At 70.5% G+C, this 15,817-nt stretch carries 17 protein-coding genes; 8 read left to right on the plus strand and 9 right to left on the minus strand.

Features of this window, described 5'->3' with window-relative positions:
* Nucleotides 1-47 precede the first annotated feature (47 nt).
* Both FFS15_RS12070 and FFS15_RS12075 read left to right on the plus strand, forming a co-directional pair.
* Nucleotides 48-917 (plus strand): DUF4097 family beta strand repeat-containing protein, encoded by an 870-nt coding sequence (locus FFS15_RS12070; protein ID WP_137845282.1) that lies wholly within the window; start codon nucleotides 48-50, stop codon nucleotides 915-917.
* Nucleotides 917-1,525, plus strand: a complete 609-nt coding sequence (locus FFS15_RS12075) for a PadR family transcriptional regulator (protein ID WP_137845283.1) — start codon at nucleotides 917-919, stop codon at nucleotides 1,523-1,525. The genes FFS15_RS12070 and FFS15_RS12075 overlap by 1 nt, the downstream gene beginning before the upstream one ends.
* Before the next feature lie 6 nt (nucleotides 1,526-1,531).
* On the opposite strand, the gene FFS15_RS12080 is transcribed toward FFS15_RS12075, so the two are convergent.
* A complete protein-coding gene (locus tag FFS15_RS12080; protein WP_137845284.1) occupies nucleotides 1,532-2,068 on the minus strand; it encodes a universal stress protein in 537 nt (178 codons plus the stop codon).
* 156 nt (nucleotides 2,069-2,224) lie between these two features.
* Here FFS15_RS12080 and FFS15_RS12085 point away from each other — a divergent pair, with 156 nt between their 5' ends.
* Nucleotides 2,225-2,404: a DUF3073 domain-containing protein gene (locus tag FFS15_RS12085; protein WP_137845285.1), complete on the plus strand. Its 180-nt coding sequence runs from the start codon at nucleotides 2,225-2,227 to the stop codon at nucleotides 2,402-2,404.
* 3 nt (nucleotides 2,405-2,407) lie between these two features.
* Here the strand turns inward: FFS15_RS12085 and FFS15_RS12090 are convergent, their stop codons facing one another.
* The gene (locus FFS15_RS12090) at nucleotides 2,408-2,788 is read right to left on the minus strand and encodes a TIGR02611 family protein (RefSeq protein WP_212743156.1); all 381 of its coding nucleotides are present in this window, start codon (nucleotides 2,786-2,788) and stop codon (nucleotides 2,408-2,410) included.
* A 52-nt stretch (nucleotides 2,789-2,840) separates the two neighbouring features.
* The gene (locus FFS15_RS12095; RefSeq protein WP_137845286.1) at nucleotides 2,841-4,070 is read right to left on the minus strand and encodes an MFS transporter; all 1,230 of its coding nucleotides are present in this window, start codon (nucleotides 4,068-4,070) and stop codon (nucleotides 2,841-2,843) included.
* Nucleotides 4,071-4,121: 51 nt separating this feature from the next.
* Here FFS15_RS12095 and FFS15_RS12100 point away from each other — a divergent pair, with 51 nt between their 5' ends.
* Nucleotides 4,122-4,619, plus strand: coding sequence for a hypothetical protein (locus tag FFS15_RS12100; RefSeq protein WP_137845287.1), 498 nt, complete (start codon nucleotides 4,122-4,124; stop codon nucleotides 4,617-4,619).
* Between the two features lie 16 nt (nucleotides 4,620-4,635).
* Here FFS15_RS12100 and purF read toward each other — a convergent pair whose 3' ends face one another.
* A complete protein-coding gene (purF, locus tag FFS15_RS12105) occupies nucleotides 4,636-6,096 on the minus strand; it encodes an amidophosphoribosyltransferase (protein WP_137845288.1) in 1,461 nt (486 codons plus the stop codon).
* A gap of 6 nt (nucleotides 6,097-6,102) precedes the next feature.
* Complete coding sequence (purM, locus tag FFS15_RS12110) at nucleotides 6,103-7,242, minus strand: phosphoribosylformylglycinamidine cyclo-ligase (protein ID WP_283205753.1); 1,140 nt, start codon at nucleotides 7,240-7,242, stop codon at nucleotides 6,103-6,105.
* A gap of 59 nt (nucleotides 7,243-7,301) precedes the next feature.
* Here purM and FFS15_RS12115 point away from each other — a divergent pair, with 59 nt between their 5' ends.
* On the plus strand, nucleotides 7,302-7,913 hold the full coding sequence (locus FFS15_RS12115; protein ID WP_137845289.1) for a zinc-binding alcohol dehydrogenase: 612 nt from the start codon (nucleotides 7,302-7,304) through the stop codon (nucleotides 7,911-7,913).
* 7 nt (nucleotides 7,914-7,920) lie between these two features.
* Here FFS15_RS12115 and FFS15_RS12120 read toward each other — a convergent pair whose 3' ends face one another.
* From FFS15_RS12120 to FFS15_RS12135, 4 genes are all read right to left on the minus strand, one after another.
* A complete protein-coding gene (locus FFS15_RS12120) occupies nucleotides 7,921-8,295 on the minus strand; it encodes a potassium transporter Trk (protein WP_137845290.1) in 375 nt (124 codons plus the stop codon).
* Between the two features lie 47 nt (nucleotides 8,296-8,342).
* Complete coding sequence (locus FFS15_RS12125) at nucleotides 8,343-8,711, minus strand: sterol carrier family protein (RefSeq protein ID WP_137845291.1); 369 nt, start codon at nucleotides 8,709-8,711, stop codon at nucleotides 8,343-8,345.
* Between the two features lie 147 nt (nucleotides 8,712-8,858).
* Nucleotides 8,859-9,566 carry a hypothetical protein gene (locus FFS15_RS12130; RefSeq protein ID WP_137845292.1) on the minus strand — a complete coding sequence of 236 codons (708 nt, stop codon included), beginning with the start codon at nucleotides 9,564-9,566 and terminating at the stop codon, nucleotides 8,859-8,861.
* Nucleotides 9,488-11,629: a M4 family metallopeptidase gene (locus FFS15_RS12135; RefSeq protein WP_137845293.1), complete on the minus strand. Its 2,142-nt coding sequence runs from the start codon at nucleotides 11,627-11,629 to the stop codon at nucleotides 9,488-9,490. The genes FFS15_RS12130 and FFS15_RS12135 overlap by 79 nt, the downstream gene beginning before the upstream one ends.
* 96 nt (nucleotides 11,630-11,725) lie before the next feature.
* Here FFS15_RS12135 and purD point away from each other — a divergent pair, with 96 nt between their 5' ends.
* The 3 genes from purD to lhgO all read left to right on the plus strand — a co-directional run bounded on the left by purD (nucleotide 11,726) and on the right by lhgO (nucleotide 15,815).
* Nucleotides 11,726-12,997, plus strand: a complete 1,272-nt coding sequence (gene purD, locus FFS15_RS12140; protein ID WP_137845294.1) for a phosphoribosylamine--glycine ligase — start codon at nucleotides 11,726-11,728, stop codon at nucleotides 12,995-12,997.
* Nucleotides 12,998-13,155: 158 nt separating this feature from the next.
* Nucleotides 13,156-14,604: an aldehyde dehydrogenase family protein gene (locus FFS15_RS12145; protein WP_137845295.1), complete on the plus strand. Its 1,449-nt coding sequence runs from the start codon at nucleotides 13,156-13,158 to the stop codon at nucleotides 14,602-14,604.
* The gene (gene lhgO / locus FFS15_RS12150; protein WP_137845296.1) at nucleotides 14,604-15,815 is read left to right on the plus strand and encodes an L-2-hydroxyglutarate oxidase; all 1,212 of its coding nucleotides are present in this window, start codon (nucleotides 14,604-14,606) and stop codon (nucleotides 15,813-15,815) included. The genes FFS15_RS12145 and lhgO overlap by 1 nt, the downstream gene beginning before the upstream one ends.
* Nucleotides 15,816-15,817 lie beyond the last annotated feature (2 nt).

The raw sequence follows: 15,817 nt of genomic DNA on the forward strand, positions 1-15,817 counted from the left end.
GGTTGTACGCGATATATCGCGATCACCCCATCACCCCTGGAGGGACAATGACCCTGGAGAAGTGGATCATCCACCCGGGCGAGACGCGCGTCATCGACATCGAGACCGTCCGCTCACTCAAAGTCGGCCTCGTCGGCGGCCAGATCGACGTCGTCGCCCACGACGAGCCGGGCGCCCGCATCGAAGTGCATGGCGTCACCGTGAAGGACCTCCGCATCGAGGTCACCGGCGACACCGTCGAGATCGACCACCCGCAGCTGCGGTGGGACAACTTCCTCGAGGTGTTCCGCAACTTCGGCTCGGGCGGGCCCCGCGCCGAGATCAGCGTGGCAGTCCCCCGCTCGGTCGCCCTCAACCTCGGCGTCGTCTCGGCGAGCGCCCTCGTCTCGGGCATCCGCAACGACGCCCGACTCAACACCGTCTCGGGTGACATCATCGTCGACGGCCTCACCGGCGACCTCACCGTCAACGCCGTCTCGGGCGACGTGCAGATCCGCGAGCTCGTCGGCGCCCTCAGCGCCAACAGCGTCTCGGGCGATGTGGCCACGACCGGCGAGGTGCGCAAGGCTACGATCGACACCGTCTCGGGCGCCACGCTCGTCGATTCGACCGGGCCGATCAGCTCGATCGGCATCAACACCGTGAGCGGCAGCGCGACCGTCCGGCTCGACCAGGGCCTTCCCGCGAACTACGTCTTCCGCAGCGTCAGCGGGCGCGTCCAGGTCGACGGCGTCGTGCATTCGGGCAAGGGCCCCGGCCCCACGACGAACTTCTCCGGTTCGACGGGCGAGCTGTCGGGCATGTTCGTCGACGTCCGTGCGAACACCGTCTCAGGCGACGTCACGGTGCTGCGGCGCGCAGTCGCCGCGACCCCGGACGCAGCAGCCACCGCCGACGCCGACGGCGAGGAGTGGTGATGAGCCCCGTGTTCTCGCACGGCGACCTGCGCCTCTACCTGCTGAACCTTCTCGATGAGGGTCCGCGCCATGGGTACGACATCATGCAGGCGCTGTCGGATCGCACCGGCGGCACCTACACGCCGAGCGCCGGCACGATCTACCCCCGCCTCGCAAAGCTCGAAGAGGAGGGGCTCGTGTCGAAGTCGGTCGACGGCCGCAAGACCGTCTATGCGATCACCGAGACGGGCCACGCCGAGGTGATCGCCCGCGCCGGCGACCTCGAGGGGATCGAAGCAGGCCTCACCGACAGCGTCCGCCTCATCGCCGACGAGGTGCGTGGGAGCGTCCGCGAAGCGATGAAGAGCCTGCGCGCCGACCTCGCCGCCGCCGGCCGCGAAGAGCGTCAGTCCCCGCCGGCAACGCCGGCCGGCGACGATCCGCGTGGACAGAGTCGCGAGCAGCTGCATCGCGCCGATGCGGCGGTGAGCGAGTTCCGCGCACGTGTTCGCAGCGACATCCGCTCGCACGTCGCCCGCGGCGGCGAGCTCACCGTCTCCTCGGTCGACCGCCTCGTCGACGACCTCGAACGCGTCGCGAAGGACGTCACTCGAGCACTGCGCGGCTGACCTGACTCAGGAGGGCCAGATCTCCTCGTCGTCCGGCACCGGCTCACCGAGCGGGACGACGAGGATCGACCGATGCTGCCGGTGCGCGAGGCGCGCGGCGACCGAGCCGGTGAAGAACTCGCGGATCGACTCGCCGATCCCGCGCTTGCGGGTGCCGACGACGATCAGTCGGGCATCCACCTGGTCGGCGAGGTGCTTGATGGCCATCGCCGGGTCGCCGACGAGCTGACGCACGCTCCACGGAACGCTCGATCCCTCGAGCAGTTCGGCGGCCGCCGCCTTCACGCGAGCGAGTTCACCCTCGCCGGCAGCGATGTTGATGTCGATCGGAGCGGAGTGCACGTAGCCGTCGGGATCCTCGTAGGTGACGAACCGCGTGACGTCGACGTGGACCACGAGAAGGTGCGCCCCGAAGACCTTCGCGTACCGCGCGGCCTCCTTCACGACGCGCGAAGCCTGGTCGGGGATCGCCCCGACGATCACCGCGCCGTGCACGGCTTCGTCGGTCACTCCGGGTGCAGCCTCGGGTGCCTCGTCGGTCATGTGTCCTCGCCCCTCTCTGCGCCGGTGCGGCGGGTGCCCTGCGCCGCCGAAGGGCGGGGCCGCCGTGTTATTCTGAATGCTACTCTTACCGGCTTCGAGCCGAATCAGCGGCGGACTCACGTGAAAGTCCGCGACTCAGAAATGAGGGGGTCTCGCATGGGGCGTGGCCGTCAAAAGGCGAAGAACACCAAGATCGCCCGCGAACTCAAGTCGTTCAGCCCGAGCGTGAACTACTCCGCTCTCGAGCGCGAGCTGGGTCACCCGGCCGACGAGAACGCGTATGTCGACAAGTGGGCGGATCAGTACGCCGACGAGTACGAGGACGAGAAGGCCTAGCCGCTACGCGGCGACCTTCCGGTCGGCTTTCGCCGCTGCATTGCGCGCCCGTCGCGCTCGCCACCAGGTCCAGAACCGATCGAGCATGCGCTTGAGCCATGCCGAGATGCGGCGAGCCCAGTGGAACTCGGTGCCCAGCACTGCGAGACCGAGGAAGACGACGAGCCATCCCGGCCCCGGCAGCGGCACGAGCACGAGGCCACCGACGGTGAGGACTCCACCGACGACGGCGACCGCGATGCGGTACGCGAGTTCGAGCCTCGGATGCCGTGACACCCACGCACGGGCTCGGCGCAGCATCCGTCTGATCGGTCGATCTGGCTTCTCGGCCGCCGCGATCTCGGTGCGGACGGCGAGTTCGAGGGAACCGGGCTCAGTCGTCATTGCGCGACCGTAACACGATATATCGCGAAATTCCTGGGAGTATCGTGACGGCTCACCAGGTGCCGTGGCGGCGTTCCCAGTCGTCCTCGACGGTGTGGGGGCGAGCAGCGATCACACCCGCGGGGACGGCGGCGGCGACAACGCACGCGAGCACGATGAGCGGCGCCGTCCACGAGTCGGTCGCGTCGTGAAGCAGGCCGATGCCGAGCGGGAAGAGCGCCGCGATCGCGTACCCGACGCTCTGCACGAAGCCGCTGAGGGCGACGGCACCCTCGTGCGTGCGCGAGCGGACGCCGAGCAGTACGAGGATCAGGGGGAACAGCAGCGGCGTGATCCCCAGCAGCACGACCCACAGCCACGGCGCGGCGGACGGCGCGAAGAGCAGCCCCGCGATGCCGGCGAAGCCGCTCACGACGGCGACGCCGAAGAGCACCCGCGTCGCGTGGAAGCGCGTCACCAACAGCGGCACGAGCAGCGAGCACGGAAGCCCCATCGCGGCGAAGAGCGACAGCAGCACGCCGGCGGTCACGGGCGTCACGCCCGCGATGTCGACGAGCAGCTTCGGCATCCATGCGAACGAGGTGTACGCGATCGAGCTCGACACCGCGAAGCCGACCATGAGCGCCCACGCGATCGGCAGTCGCCACATCCTGCCGAACACCCGCGGGTTCGCGCCCTCGATGTCGACGTCGACCGCATCGGCGCGCCGCCGGGCGGCGAGTCCGATCCACGGGATCAGCGCGACGACGGCGAACACCGCCCAGAGCCCGAGCGACGACCGCCACCCCACCGTGTCCGCCACCGGCACGGCCACGAGGGGCGGCACGAACGTCGCGACGGCCATCGTCGTCGAGAACACCGTCGTCATGAGCCCGATGCGGTCGGGGAAGTAGCGCTTCACGAGCGGCGGCAGGAGGATGTTGCCCACGCCCACCGCCGCGAAGATGAGCGCAGTGCCGGCCAGCAGCAGGCCCGAGTTCGGCGCGAACCCGCGAGCGATGAGCCCGATCGAGACGACGATCATCGCGGTGACCGCGAGCGGCTCGAGGCCGAACCGGCGCTCGAGCGCGGGCGTGAGCAGGCCGAACACTGCGTAGCAGAACGGAGGCGCCGTGCCGATCAGACCGATGACGACCGCGGGCAGTTCGAAGTCGGCGGAGATGTGGTCGAACAGCGGCGACAGCGACGCCACCGCCGATCGCAGCGAGAAGGCGAACAGCACGATGCCGACGAGGGCGAGAGCCCTCCCCTGCCAGAGCGGTCGGGGAGGGGAGGTCGTCACTCATCCAGCGTAGGCCTCCCCGGAGAGGCCCTTCGATGCCAGGATGAGCGCATGGAAGAGTACCTCTGGGTCTTGAAGCGGTCGGAACTCGATCTCATGCGCGAGATCGAACCCGAGCGGATGCACGCGCTCGACGAGGACGCGCTCCTCGCCCTTCACCGGCGGATCCGCCGTGCGCGGAACAAGCACGTCACGAACTACCGCCGCAAGGCCGCCCGCACCGTCGAGGATGCCGGAAGTCGCGGGGAAGCCCACCCGAAGGGCGCGAAGGAGCGCCTGCGCGCCGAGGCGTTCGAAGAGGCGCTGTCACGCGTCTCGGACCGCCTCGCCGCTGTCGCACACGAGGAGGCGGAGCGCCTGAAGGCTGAGCGGCTCGCGCGCGCACAGGAGGGCAGGTGGGCGGGCCCCGGCACGGAGTCACCGGGTGGCGGAAAGGTGGCGGATGCCGGCCGGATGCGCAGCCACGAGAAGTCGACGGGCGGCGTCAAGAGAGACGCCTCAAGCCAGGCCCAGGGCGCCCGCCGCCAGGCCAAGAGCGACTCGCGCTGAGGCGTCCCGACGCGCGTCAACTCTCCTGCGAGCCTTCGACCCACGCGAGGTACTCCTCCGACACCGTGCCGGTGACGTACCGTCCGTCGAAGCAGCTCATGTCGAGGTCGTCGACGTCGGAGCCCTCGAGGATCGCGGCCTTGAGGTCTTCGACCTCCTGGTAGACCATGTAGTCGGCGCCGAGCTCCTCGGCGATCTCGGGGATCGTGCGGCCGTGGGCGACGAGCTCGTGCCGAGAGGGCATGTTGATGCCGTACACGTGCGGGTAGCGCACGGGCGGGGCGGCCGAGGCGAACGTGACGCTCTTGGCACCGGCGTCCCGTGCCATCTGGATGATCTCCTTCGACGTCGTGCCGCGCACGATCGAGTCGTCGATGAGGAGCACGTTCTTGCCCTTGAACTCGCTCGACATGGCGTTGAGCTTCTGCCGCACGCTCTTCTTGCGAATGGCGTGGCCGGGCATGATGAACGTGCGGCCGACGTAGCGGTTCTTGTAAAAGCCCTCGCGGTACTCGATGCCGAGCTTGCGGGCCACCTGCATGGCCGCGGGGCGCGATGAGTCGGGGATCGGCATGACGACGTCGATCGAGCCCTGGGGCGTGTACTTCGCGATCGTGTCGGCGAGGCGCTCACCGAGCCGCAGCCGCGCCTCGTACACCGAGATGCCGTTCATGATCGAGTCGGGGCGGGCGAGGTAGACGTACTCGAACGAGCACGGCACGAGCTTCGGATCGGCGGCGCACTGCTTGGTGTGAAGGTGCCCGTCGAGGTCGATGAAGACGGCCTCGCCGGGGTCGACGTCGCGGACGACCTCGAACTCGCCGTTCTCGAGCACGAGCGACTCGCTCGTGACGACCCACTCGTAGCTGCCGTCGTCGTTGCGACGCGTGCCGAGGATGAGGGGACGGATGCCGAAGGGATCGCGGAACGCGAGCAGGCCGTAGCCGGCGATGAGGGCGATCGCCGCGTACGAGCCCTCGACGCGCTCGTGGACGCGGCTGACGGCCTGGAACACCTGGTCGGGCTCGAGTTCGACCCCCGAGATCGAAGCCTGCAGCTCGTTGGCGAGGACGTTCACGAGCAGCTCGGTGTCGGAGGACGTGTTGAGGTGTCGGCGGTCCTTGTGGAACAGCTCGTCGGTGAGCTCGCGCGTGTTGGTGAGGTTGCCGTTGTGGACGAGCACGATGCCGTACGGCGCGTTCACGTAGAACGGCTGCGCCTCTTCTTCGCTCGATGCGGTGCCCTTCGTGGCGTACCGCACATGGCCGAGGCCGAGATTGCCGAGGAGCGCCCGCATGTCACGGGTGCGGAAGGCCTCGCGCACCTGCCCGCGCTCCTTGTGCACGTGGAAGACGCCGTTGGGCTCGGCGGTCGCGATGCCGGTCGAGTCCTGACCGCGGTGCTGCAGGAGAAGCAGCGAGTCGTAGATCTCCTGATTGACCGAGCCGCGGCCCACCATCCCGACGATTCCGCACATGGGGTGTTACTTCGCTCCGTTGTCTGAGGATTCCGCGTACGCGCCGACGAGTCGGACGGCACCGCCGTCGACGCCCTTGGCGCCCTGCTCGAAGTGGCCGTCGGGACGATTGTCGGAATGGACGACGCCGACCTGCCAGGTCGCGATGCCCTCGCTCGCGAGAGCGGATGCCGCGGCATCCGCCTTCTCGGGAGAGACGATCGCAAGGAAGCCGATGCCGAGATTCCAGGTGCCCTCGGTGGTCTCGAGGTCGAGGTCGCCGAGGTCTGCGAGGACCCGGAACACCGGGGGCGGCGACCAGGTCGCCCGATCCACTTCGACCCACGTGCCGATCGGGAGGACCCGCGCGAGGTTGGCGGCAATGCCGCCGCCGGTGACGTGGCTGAGCGCGTGGACGGCGCCGCCGCACTCGGTGATCACGCGCAGGAGCGGCTGCGTGTACAGGCGCGTCGGCTCGAGGAGCGTCTCGCCCCACGTCGTGCCGAACTCGGTCGCGTGGGCGCCGTATTGGATGCCGGCGCCGGCGACGATGTGCCGCACGAGCGAGTAGCCGTTGGAGTGCAGGCCGCTCGAGGCGAGCGCCAGCACCACATCGCCGCCCTGCACGCGGTCGGCGCCCAGCACGCGGTCGGCCTCGACGACGCCGGTCGCGGCTCCCGCGACGTCGTAGTCGTTGAGTCCGAGCAGGCCCGGGTGCTCGGCCGTCTCGCCGCCGACGAGGGCGGTGCCGGTCGCGGCGCACCCCTGCGCGATGCCGCGGACGATGTCGGCGATCCGCTCGGGGAAGACCTTGCCGCACGCGATGTAGTCGGTCATGAAGAGGGGCTTCGCACCCACGACGACGATGTCGTCGACGACCATGCCGACCAGGTCGAGCCCGATCGTGTCGTGCTTGTCGATGGCCTGCGCGATCGCGACCTTCGTGCCGACGCCGTCGGTGCTCGTCGCGAGCAGGGGCTTGGCGTATGCGCGCAGCGCGCTGGCGTCGAAGAGGCCGGCGAACCCGCCCACGCCGCCGAGGACTTCGGGACCGTGCGTCTGGCGGACGGCGGACTTCATGAGTTCGACGGCCAGATCGCCGGCGGCGGTATCGACGCCGGCTGCGGTGTAGGGGTTCACGGGGGCGTCGCGAGAGGGAGAGGCCACGGCCCCAGCCTACCGGGGCGGCGGCCGTGCGGCTGCCGGGGCGGTCCTAGACTGATCGCATGGGCGGCGCCGGCACTCCGGAGTGGCTGATCCGCGAAGACGCCGGTCAGCCGGTTCTGCTCGCCCTCTACCTGCGACAGGTGCTCGGCATCCGCTCTCCTGATGAGCTGCCGCATCTGCGCGGGATCCCGCCGCGCGAGAACTCTCGCACCGAAGACGCCCAGGCTCTTCTCGAGCGGCAGTGGCGCGAGTTCTGGGCCATGACGGTCGAGCCGCAGGCTCATCCGTCGCCCGTTCCACTCGATCTCGTCGACGGCTTCCAGACGCTGCTGGCACTGCCTGCGGAGGGCGCCGACGAGTTGCGCGCCGCCGTGACACCGCACGCGGCCGAGGCGCTGGCGTTCACGCAATCCGCCCACGCGCGGTATCGCCGCGACGCGAGCCCCGGCAGCGGAACCGCCTACCGCGCCTATGCGAGCGCGATCGCCGAGTACGAGCGGCAGGTCGGACGCCGCGCGCACTCGTTCGAGCTGAACGTGCAGGTGCTGCCGCTGAGTCAGCGCGGCGTGTGGTGGATCGGTTCACTCACGATCGCCGTCACCGACGGTCTGCGGGGGGATGTCGCGGCCTTCGACGCCGCGATCCACCCGATCATCGCCGAGCTGGCCTGAAGCGGCTTCAGGCCCGCGCGTCGGGCTCGTCGAAATCGTTGCGGGCTTCTTCGGTGCCAGGCGCCGGTTCGACGTGGACCGACTCGTGGTCGACCGTCACCTCGCGGATGTGCCGCGACGACGAGCGATCGAAGATCAGCGCGACGATCGCTGCGAGCGCGACGCCGACAGTGACGCACACGAGCGTGAGGAACCCGAACACCTGACCCGACGAGTACACGACGCCGGTGTTGGGGCTGACCGCGTCGCTGCCGTCGAAGGCGAACGTGAGGATCAGGGCGACGAGGATGCCGAGGCCCGCGCCGACGACCAGGAAGACCGAGAACTTCGGGGCGCGGCGCACGCGCACCGTCTCGATGTGGTCTTCGACGCGATCAGGCATAGGTCCATTGTCCCACCGCCTCGGCGCGTGCGGGTGCCCGGCGGTGGTCAGGGGCGCAGCGGCAGCAGGTCGGAGAGGTCGGCGCGGACGCCCGAGGCCGCGATCCGACCGGCGGTCGCGGCATCCGTCCATGAGATCGCGCCGGTCGCGAGCGCGATCCAGGTCACAGCGTCGGTCTCGACGACGTTGGGCGGCGTGCCGCGGGTGTGCCGCGGCCCCTGCACGACCTGAACGGCGCCGAACGGCGGCACACGCACCTCGACCGAGTTGCCCGGCGCCTTCTCGGCCAGCAGCTGCAGCAGGTACCGCACGGCCGTCGCCTGGTCGGTGCGGGCGGGGGCTGCCGAAGCCGCGGCGGCCGTCGCGACCGCGTCGAGGGCGGTGCGTCCGACGGCGGTCTCGATCTTGCGGGGCACATGGCCAGGCTACGCCGTTCATAATTCCGGATGGTTGGACGCCGCTTCCCTTCGCACCCGCGGAAATCCGCAGGCTGCACGCGAGCCGCGCAGCAACCATCCGGAGTTATGAACACGACGCGCCCGCCACCGCGGCTGCGCGTCACCTCACAGCGTCGCGGGGTCGACGCCGCGCGCCGTGAACGGCGGCATCGTGAGATCGCCCGCGCCCGTCACCCAGTACACGAGCCGGTAGCGGGTCGCCCAGCCGAAGTCGTGCCACGATCGCACGCGCACTTCGAGCGCGGCCGTGCCGAGCGTGCGCGCCACGATGTAGGCGCCGAAGCCGCCTGAGACGGCGCCCGGCTCGCCCAACCGGGTGCGTCCGACGACGACGTTGCCCCAGTCGAGCAGCTCGAGCACGACGTCGGCGACCGTGAAGCCCGCAGGCAGCGAACTGTTCTCGTACACGATGTCGCCGTAGCGGCGCCCCGCGAAGAAGGGGTTGTCCCACCAGTGCGCGACGCGCGGCGACGTGGCTGCGACCGTCGGTGGAGCCGGCGGCGTGCCCGGCACCTGGACGACGCGCATGTCGCTCGCGACCGCCAGCTCGGTCATGTTGGTGGTGCTCGTCGTCGCCCGCACCTCGGCGTCGCGCGAGCCGATGCCGTGCTGGGTGATGGATGCCGTCACCGTGCCGTTCTGGAACGAGCTGCTCGCGCCGCCTGCGGGCAGGTCGATGATCCCGAGGAACGCCGTCGCGCCGGCGTGCTGACGCCAGCTCGACACACGCAGCGTCACTCCGCTGACGCGCTGGTCGGCGCCCACCTCGACGCCCCCGCGGAACACGTGGTCGGTCGACGCGGATCCCGCCACGTGGAACCACCCGCTCTGCAGAGCCAGGTCGAGTTCCACCTCGCGGAACGCCCAGAGGACGTGCGCCGGGTCTGCAGCGGTGAACGGCGGGGCCGTGGTGCCGGCACCCGGCGGGCGACGCCGCTGCGCCGGCCGGCGACGAGTTCGCTCGTCACCTGCCAGGCGTTCGCAGCGAGATCGGCGTACGTCGACCAGGGTCCGAGCCGGGTGGCGAGGGTGTCCCACCAGATGCGCGTGAGCCGCTCACGGCCGAGTCCGGGGCGCAGGCCATCGCCGTCGGCGATGAGCACCGCGGCGCGATTGCCGATGCCCGAGTTCGTGTGCACGCCGCCGAAGTCGCCCGCCGCATCGATCGTGCTTGCCGCGTAGGCGCTGTAGCGATCGATTCCCGGACTGACGAGGTTCCGGTTGACCCCGGCTGCGATGCCCATGATCCACGGGCGCGGGGTCGGGACGATGAGCTTGCCGAACACATCCGAGAACGACTCGTTGAGCGCACCCGGCTCGGCGGCGTAGACGAGGCCCGCCGTGCTCTGGGTCAGCGCGTGCGTGAACTCGTGTGCGACCACGTCGGGCTCGGCGAAGCCGCGGGACGCGCTGACCTCGAGTTCGGCCGGCGACCACCAGGCGTTCATCTCGACCGCGGGTGTCGTGGGGTCGTCGAGGTTCATATCCAGCCGCAGCACGCTGTTGTCGGCACGGTCGTTCCAGCCGTCGCGCCCGAAGAGCGCCCACAGCGCCTCGGTCGCGGCGATCGCGGCATCCGCGGGCAACGACTCGGGATCAAGGGTCGCCGAGCGCTGCACGCCGTCTTCGAGATCGAGGGTCCCGCCGCTGCGCGCACGGTTCGCGTCGTACACGAATCGCGTCGTATGCCGATTGCTCACGCGCCCGACGAGCGCTCCGGTGTGCGCCGAGACGAAGCGGTCCTGGTCGGGGAAGCGGAACCACCACGCGAGGTGGTTCTCGGCATCCCGATCGGCGAGCCGCCAGGGAAGGATCACGAGTCCTCTCGACTCGGGCACCGTTCGCGCGGACCCCTTGTCATCGCCGCGACCCTCGGCGAACGCGTTGAAGGCATGCGTGAAGGCGGCCTGCTCGGAGACGGTCGGCGTCACGTCGACCTCGGGCTCGCGCATCCACCGACCCGAGATCGAGGTGATCGCGAGCGCCGGTGTCAGGTGCACGCCCAGCCGGCAGCCCCACACCGACAGCCCCGCGTGCCGCTGATCGAATTGCACGTGGATGCCGCCGTCGAGATCCTTCTCCACCCGCTGGACGACGAGCTGCGCCGATGGGTCGGCCGTGCCGAAGACGCGAGGAAAGCTGCGGAAGAACTGCAGGGCGACCGCGATGGGATCGCCGCCGGCCGCGATCGGAAACAGCAGATGAGGGTGGAAGGAGATGAAGCGGGGGACGCCGGTCACATCGTCGAGGAGGTACCGCGGCGTGATCGCGGCGAACAACGGGTTGTCGCCGCCGGGATCGATCGTCACCACGGCCAGCGCGTTCTTGCCGTCGAGGTCGACGACGACGTCAGCGGCGCGATCTCCGGTGAACGAGAATCTCCAGGCCCACTGCGGCTTGCCCTCACGGTCGAACAGCTGCGGATCGAACCAGACGAGCGTCGGCTTCGGCGCGTCGGGTTTGTCGAGGTCGCCCTCCAGCACGCGCGCCGCGCGCACGAACTCGATCGCCGCCTCGGGTGAGGCGCCGCGCGGGGGCTTGCGGGCCGACTTCGCCTCGGGCCGCACGATCGTGGCTGCGCGCACGGTCGCACCGCCGATCGTCAGCATGCCCGCGCGGTAGACCGGAGCACCCGTCGCCGTCACGAGCGGGCGCCACGCGCCGCCTTCGAACTGCTGCGTCTCGCCGAACGCGGCGTCGGAGACCAGCGCGGCCATCGACCGCCCGCCGACAGCGGATGCGATCGCGAGTGGATCGTCCTTCGTCACGAAAGCACCGGCGATCGACATCGCGATCGGCGACCTCGTCGCGGCGACCGGGCGCGACGACGCGCGCTCGGCGTGGGCGATCAGTCGTCCTGTGATTCGATCTGTCATGGCAGCCTCCTCAGTGGCGCCTCCCCACCGCCAAGAGTGCCAGAGCGGACGCTCCGGCACACCTGGTGTCTTCGCACCCGCCGGTAGGCTGGCCGGGTGAGAATCCTGGTCCTCGGTTCGGGCGCGCGCGAGCACGCCATCATCCTGGCGCTGCGTGCAGAGGAGTCGTCGCACGAGATCTTCGCGGCTCCCGGCAATGCCGGCATCGCGCAGGACGCGACCGTCGTCGACCTCGACCAGAACGATCCGGCCGCCGTCACCACGTTCGCGAACGAGCGCGGCGTCGACCTCGTCGTGATCGGGCCCGAGGCTCCGCTCGTCGCCGGTGTCGCCGATGCGCTGCGCGAGCGCGGCATCCCGGTGTTCGGCCCGGGCAAGGCCGCGGCCCAGCTCGAGGGCTCGAAGGCCTTCGCGAAGCGGATCATGGATGCCGCAGGCGTCCCCACCGGACGCGCGCTGCGCGCGACGACCCTCGCCGAGGTCGAGGCCGCGATCGACGACCTCGGCGCTCCGTACGTGGTCAAGGCCGACGGGCTCGCCGCGGGCAAGGGGGTCATCGTGACCTCCGACCGCGCCGACGCTCTCGCACACGCCGCGACCTACCTGCCGATCGGCCCGGTGCTGATCGAGGAGTTCCTCGACGGTCCCGAGGTGTCGCTGTTCTTCGTCAGCGACGGCGACCGCGTGCTGCCGCTCAGTCCCGCTCAGGACTACAAGCGCCTCGGCGACGGCGATGCCGGCCCCAACACCGGGGGCATGGGCGCGTACTCGCCGCTGCCGTGGCTCGCCGACCTCTTCGGCGACGAAGACACGTTCGTGCACCACGTCACGGTCGAGGTCGCCGAGCCCGTGATCCGCCAGCTCGACGCCGAGGGCACTCCGTTCATCGGGCTCCTCTACGCCGGCCTCATCCTCACCCATCAGGGCATCAAGGTGATCGAGTTCAACGCCCGATTCGGCGACCCCGAGACGCAGGTCGTGCTGCCGCGCCTGGTCGATCCGCTGTCGGGGCTGCTGCTGGCGGCGGCATCCGGCACGCTTGAAACCCACCCACGCCCGTCGTTCTCGGACGAGGTCGCGGTGACGGTCGTGCTCGCGAGCGAGGGCTACCCCGAGGCGCCGGTCACGGGGCGTGCGCTCTCGGGGCTGGATGCCGCGGCATCCGTCCCCGATGTGCACATCGCCCACGCCGCCACGGCTGTCGGCGCCGACGGACTCGTCGCGACAGGCGGCCGCGTACTCAACGTCGTCGCCGTGGGCTCGTCGTTCGGCGAAGCCCGAGACCGCGTGTACCGCGCCATCGACGAGATCGTGCTCGACGGCTCGCAGCACCGCACCGACATCGCCGCGCGCGTCGTCGAGGGCTGAACCGCTCCGCACGCTCGCGACCGGCGCCTCGTTGCGAACGCGGCACGACCGGCAACCTAGGCTTGCGCGTTCGGGCATTGTCGAGGCCGGCGACCCCGGGCGAAGCTGGAGCACGTGCCGCGCCGTCGCGCGGGCGCGGGAGCTTCAGGAGGCCGACGATGACGACGAGCACGCTGCCGAACCTGATCGGGGGTGAGTTCGTCGATGCCGACCCCGGCCACGTGATCGAGGTCACCAACCCGGCGGACGGATCCCGCGTCGGCGCTGTCGCCGCGCTCACGGCGGCCGAGGTGACCGCCGTCTTCGACGCCGCCGAAGCGGGCGCGAAGACCTGGCGGACGGCCGGCCCGCTGGCACGCGGCCGGGTGCTGCTGGATGCCGCATCGCTCATCCGCGCCGAGGCGACCTCGCTGGTCGAGCTCATCGTCGCCGAAATGGGGAAGACCCGCGCCGAGGCCACCGGCGAGGTCGGCAAAGCGGCGGAGTTCTTCGAGTACTACGGCGGGCTCGGGCGCGCGCCGTTCGGCGAGCTCATCCCCGACGCACGCCCCGGCACGTTCGCGATGCAGACGCGCGAACCGATCGGGATCGTGGTGCTCATCACACCCTGGAACGATCCGCTGCTCACCCCCGCACGAAAGATGGCGCCGGCGCTCATCGCGGGGAACGCGGTCGTGATCAAGCCGGCGACCGAGACGCCGCTGATCACCCTGCGCCTGGCCGAGATCCTGCACCGCGCCGGGCTCCCCGCGGGCGCGCTCGGCACGGTCACCGGCCGGGGCTCCGAGATCGGGGACGCACTCGTCGCTGACCCCCGCATCGCCGCGGTGTCGTTCACGGGATCGACCGCGGTCGGACTCGGCCTGCAGCGCACGCTCGCCGGCCGCGGCATCCGCGTGCAGACCGAGATGGGCGGCAAGAACGCCGCCGTCGTGCTCGCCGACGCCGACCTCGACCTCGTCGTGCCCACTCTCATCGCCGGCGCTTTCGGACAGGCCGGGCAGCGCTGCACCGCGACCAGCCGCCTCATCGTCGAGCGCGCCATCGCCGGCGAGCTGCAGTCGCGGGTCGCGGCGGCGGTCGCCGGGCTGCGCGTGGGCGCGGGGGCGGATGCCGGCACCGACGTCGGCCCGGTCGTCAGCCGGGCCGCGCAGCGGGACATCACCGAGCGTGTCGAGGCCGGGCTCGCCGAGGGCGCCACCGTGCTCGGCCGGGCCCCGCTGGCCGACGGTCTCGTCGCGCAGGGATCGTTCGTCGAGCCGCTCTTCGTCGCGGTCGGGGTCGAGAACAGCCTGTGGCGCGAAGAGGTGTTCGGGCCGGTGCTCGGCATGGTCGTCGTCGACTCGCTCGATGAGGCGATCGCCGCCGTCAACGACTCCTCGTACGGCCTCTCGAGCGCCGTCTTCACGCAGCGCCTCGATGCCGCGTTCCGTTTCGTCGACGAGGTCGACACCGGTCAGGTGTCGGTGAACCAGCCCACGAGCGGGTGGGACATCCACCAGCCGTTCGGCGGCTTCAAGGAGTCGGGTTCTCCCTTCAAGGAGCAGGGGCTGGAGGCGCTCCGCTTCTACACGCGCGTGAAGACCGCCGCTGTGAGGACCCGCTGATGGCGGCGGCATCCGGCTCGACCGCGATCATCGGCGGAGGGATCGTCGGCGTCGCACTCGCTCGGGCGCTCACCGCCCGTGGCGACCGGGTCACCGTGTTCGAGAAGGAGGCGCGGCTGGCCGAGCACCAGACAGGCCACAACTCCGGAGTCGTCCATGCGGGCCTGTACTACAAGCCGGGTTCGCTCAAGGCGACGCTGTGCGCGGCGGGCCGCGCGTCGATCCGCGAGTTCTGCGAAGAGAAGGGGCTCCCCTTCCGCGCTGTCGGCAAGCTCGTCGTCGCAGTCGACGAGTCCGAGCTCGAGGCCCTCGCCGAGATCGAGCGCCGGTCGATCGAGAACGGCGTCCCCGACCTCGCCCGCATCGACGACGTCGAGCGGCTGCGTGAGATCGAGCCGCACGTCGCCGGGGTCGCAGCGGTCCACTCGCCGCAGACCGCCGTCGTCGACTACGCCTCGATCACGGAGGCGCTCGCGCAGGACGTGCGCTCGGGCGGAGGCGAGATCCGTCTCGGTCACGAGGTGACCGGCATCCGTCTCGAAGCGGGACGCGTGCGGGTGACGACGCCGATCTCGGACGACGTGTTCGACCGGATGATCGTGTGCGCGGGGCTGCAGTCCGACGTCGTCGCGCGCCTCGTCGGCGCCGACCCGTCGCCGAAGATCCTGCCGTTCCGCGGCGAGTACTGGGAGCTCGCCCCCGAACGCACCGACCTCGTCCAGGGCATGATCTACCCGGTTCCGGACCCGCGGTTCCCCTTCCTCGGGGTGCACTTCACCCGCGGCGTGTACGACAACGTGCACGTCGGCCCGAACGCGGTGCCCGCGCTCGCCCGCGAGGGGTACAGCTGGCTGCAGTGGTCGGTGAAGGACACGTGGGAGTCGCTGCGGTGGCCCGGAGCCTGGCCGCTCGCACAGCAGCACTGGCGCATGGGCGTGGATGAGATCTCGGGGTCGCTCATCAAGCCGCTGTACTTCCGGAAGGCCCAGCGGTTCATCCCCGAGCTGCGTTCCTCCGACCTCGCGCACAAGCACGGCGCGGGCGTGCGGGCACAGGCGTGGGGACGCGCGGGCGAACTGCTCGACGACTTCGCGGTCGATCAGGTGGGTCCCGTGACCCTGCTGCGCAACGCTCCCTCGCCCGCGGCGACCTCGTCGATCGCGATCGCCGAGTACGTCATCGAGCACTACCTCGCGAAGGCCGCCGCGTAGGG

The organism is Microbacterium sp. 2FI, from assembly GCF_005502885.1.
In the GTDB taxonomy this organism is placed as follows: Bacteria; Actinomycetota; Actinomycetes; order Actinomycetales; family Microbacteriaceae; genus Microbacterium.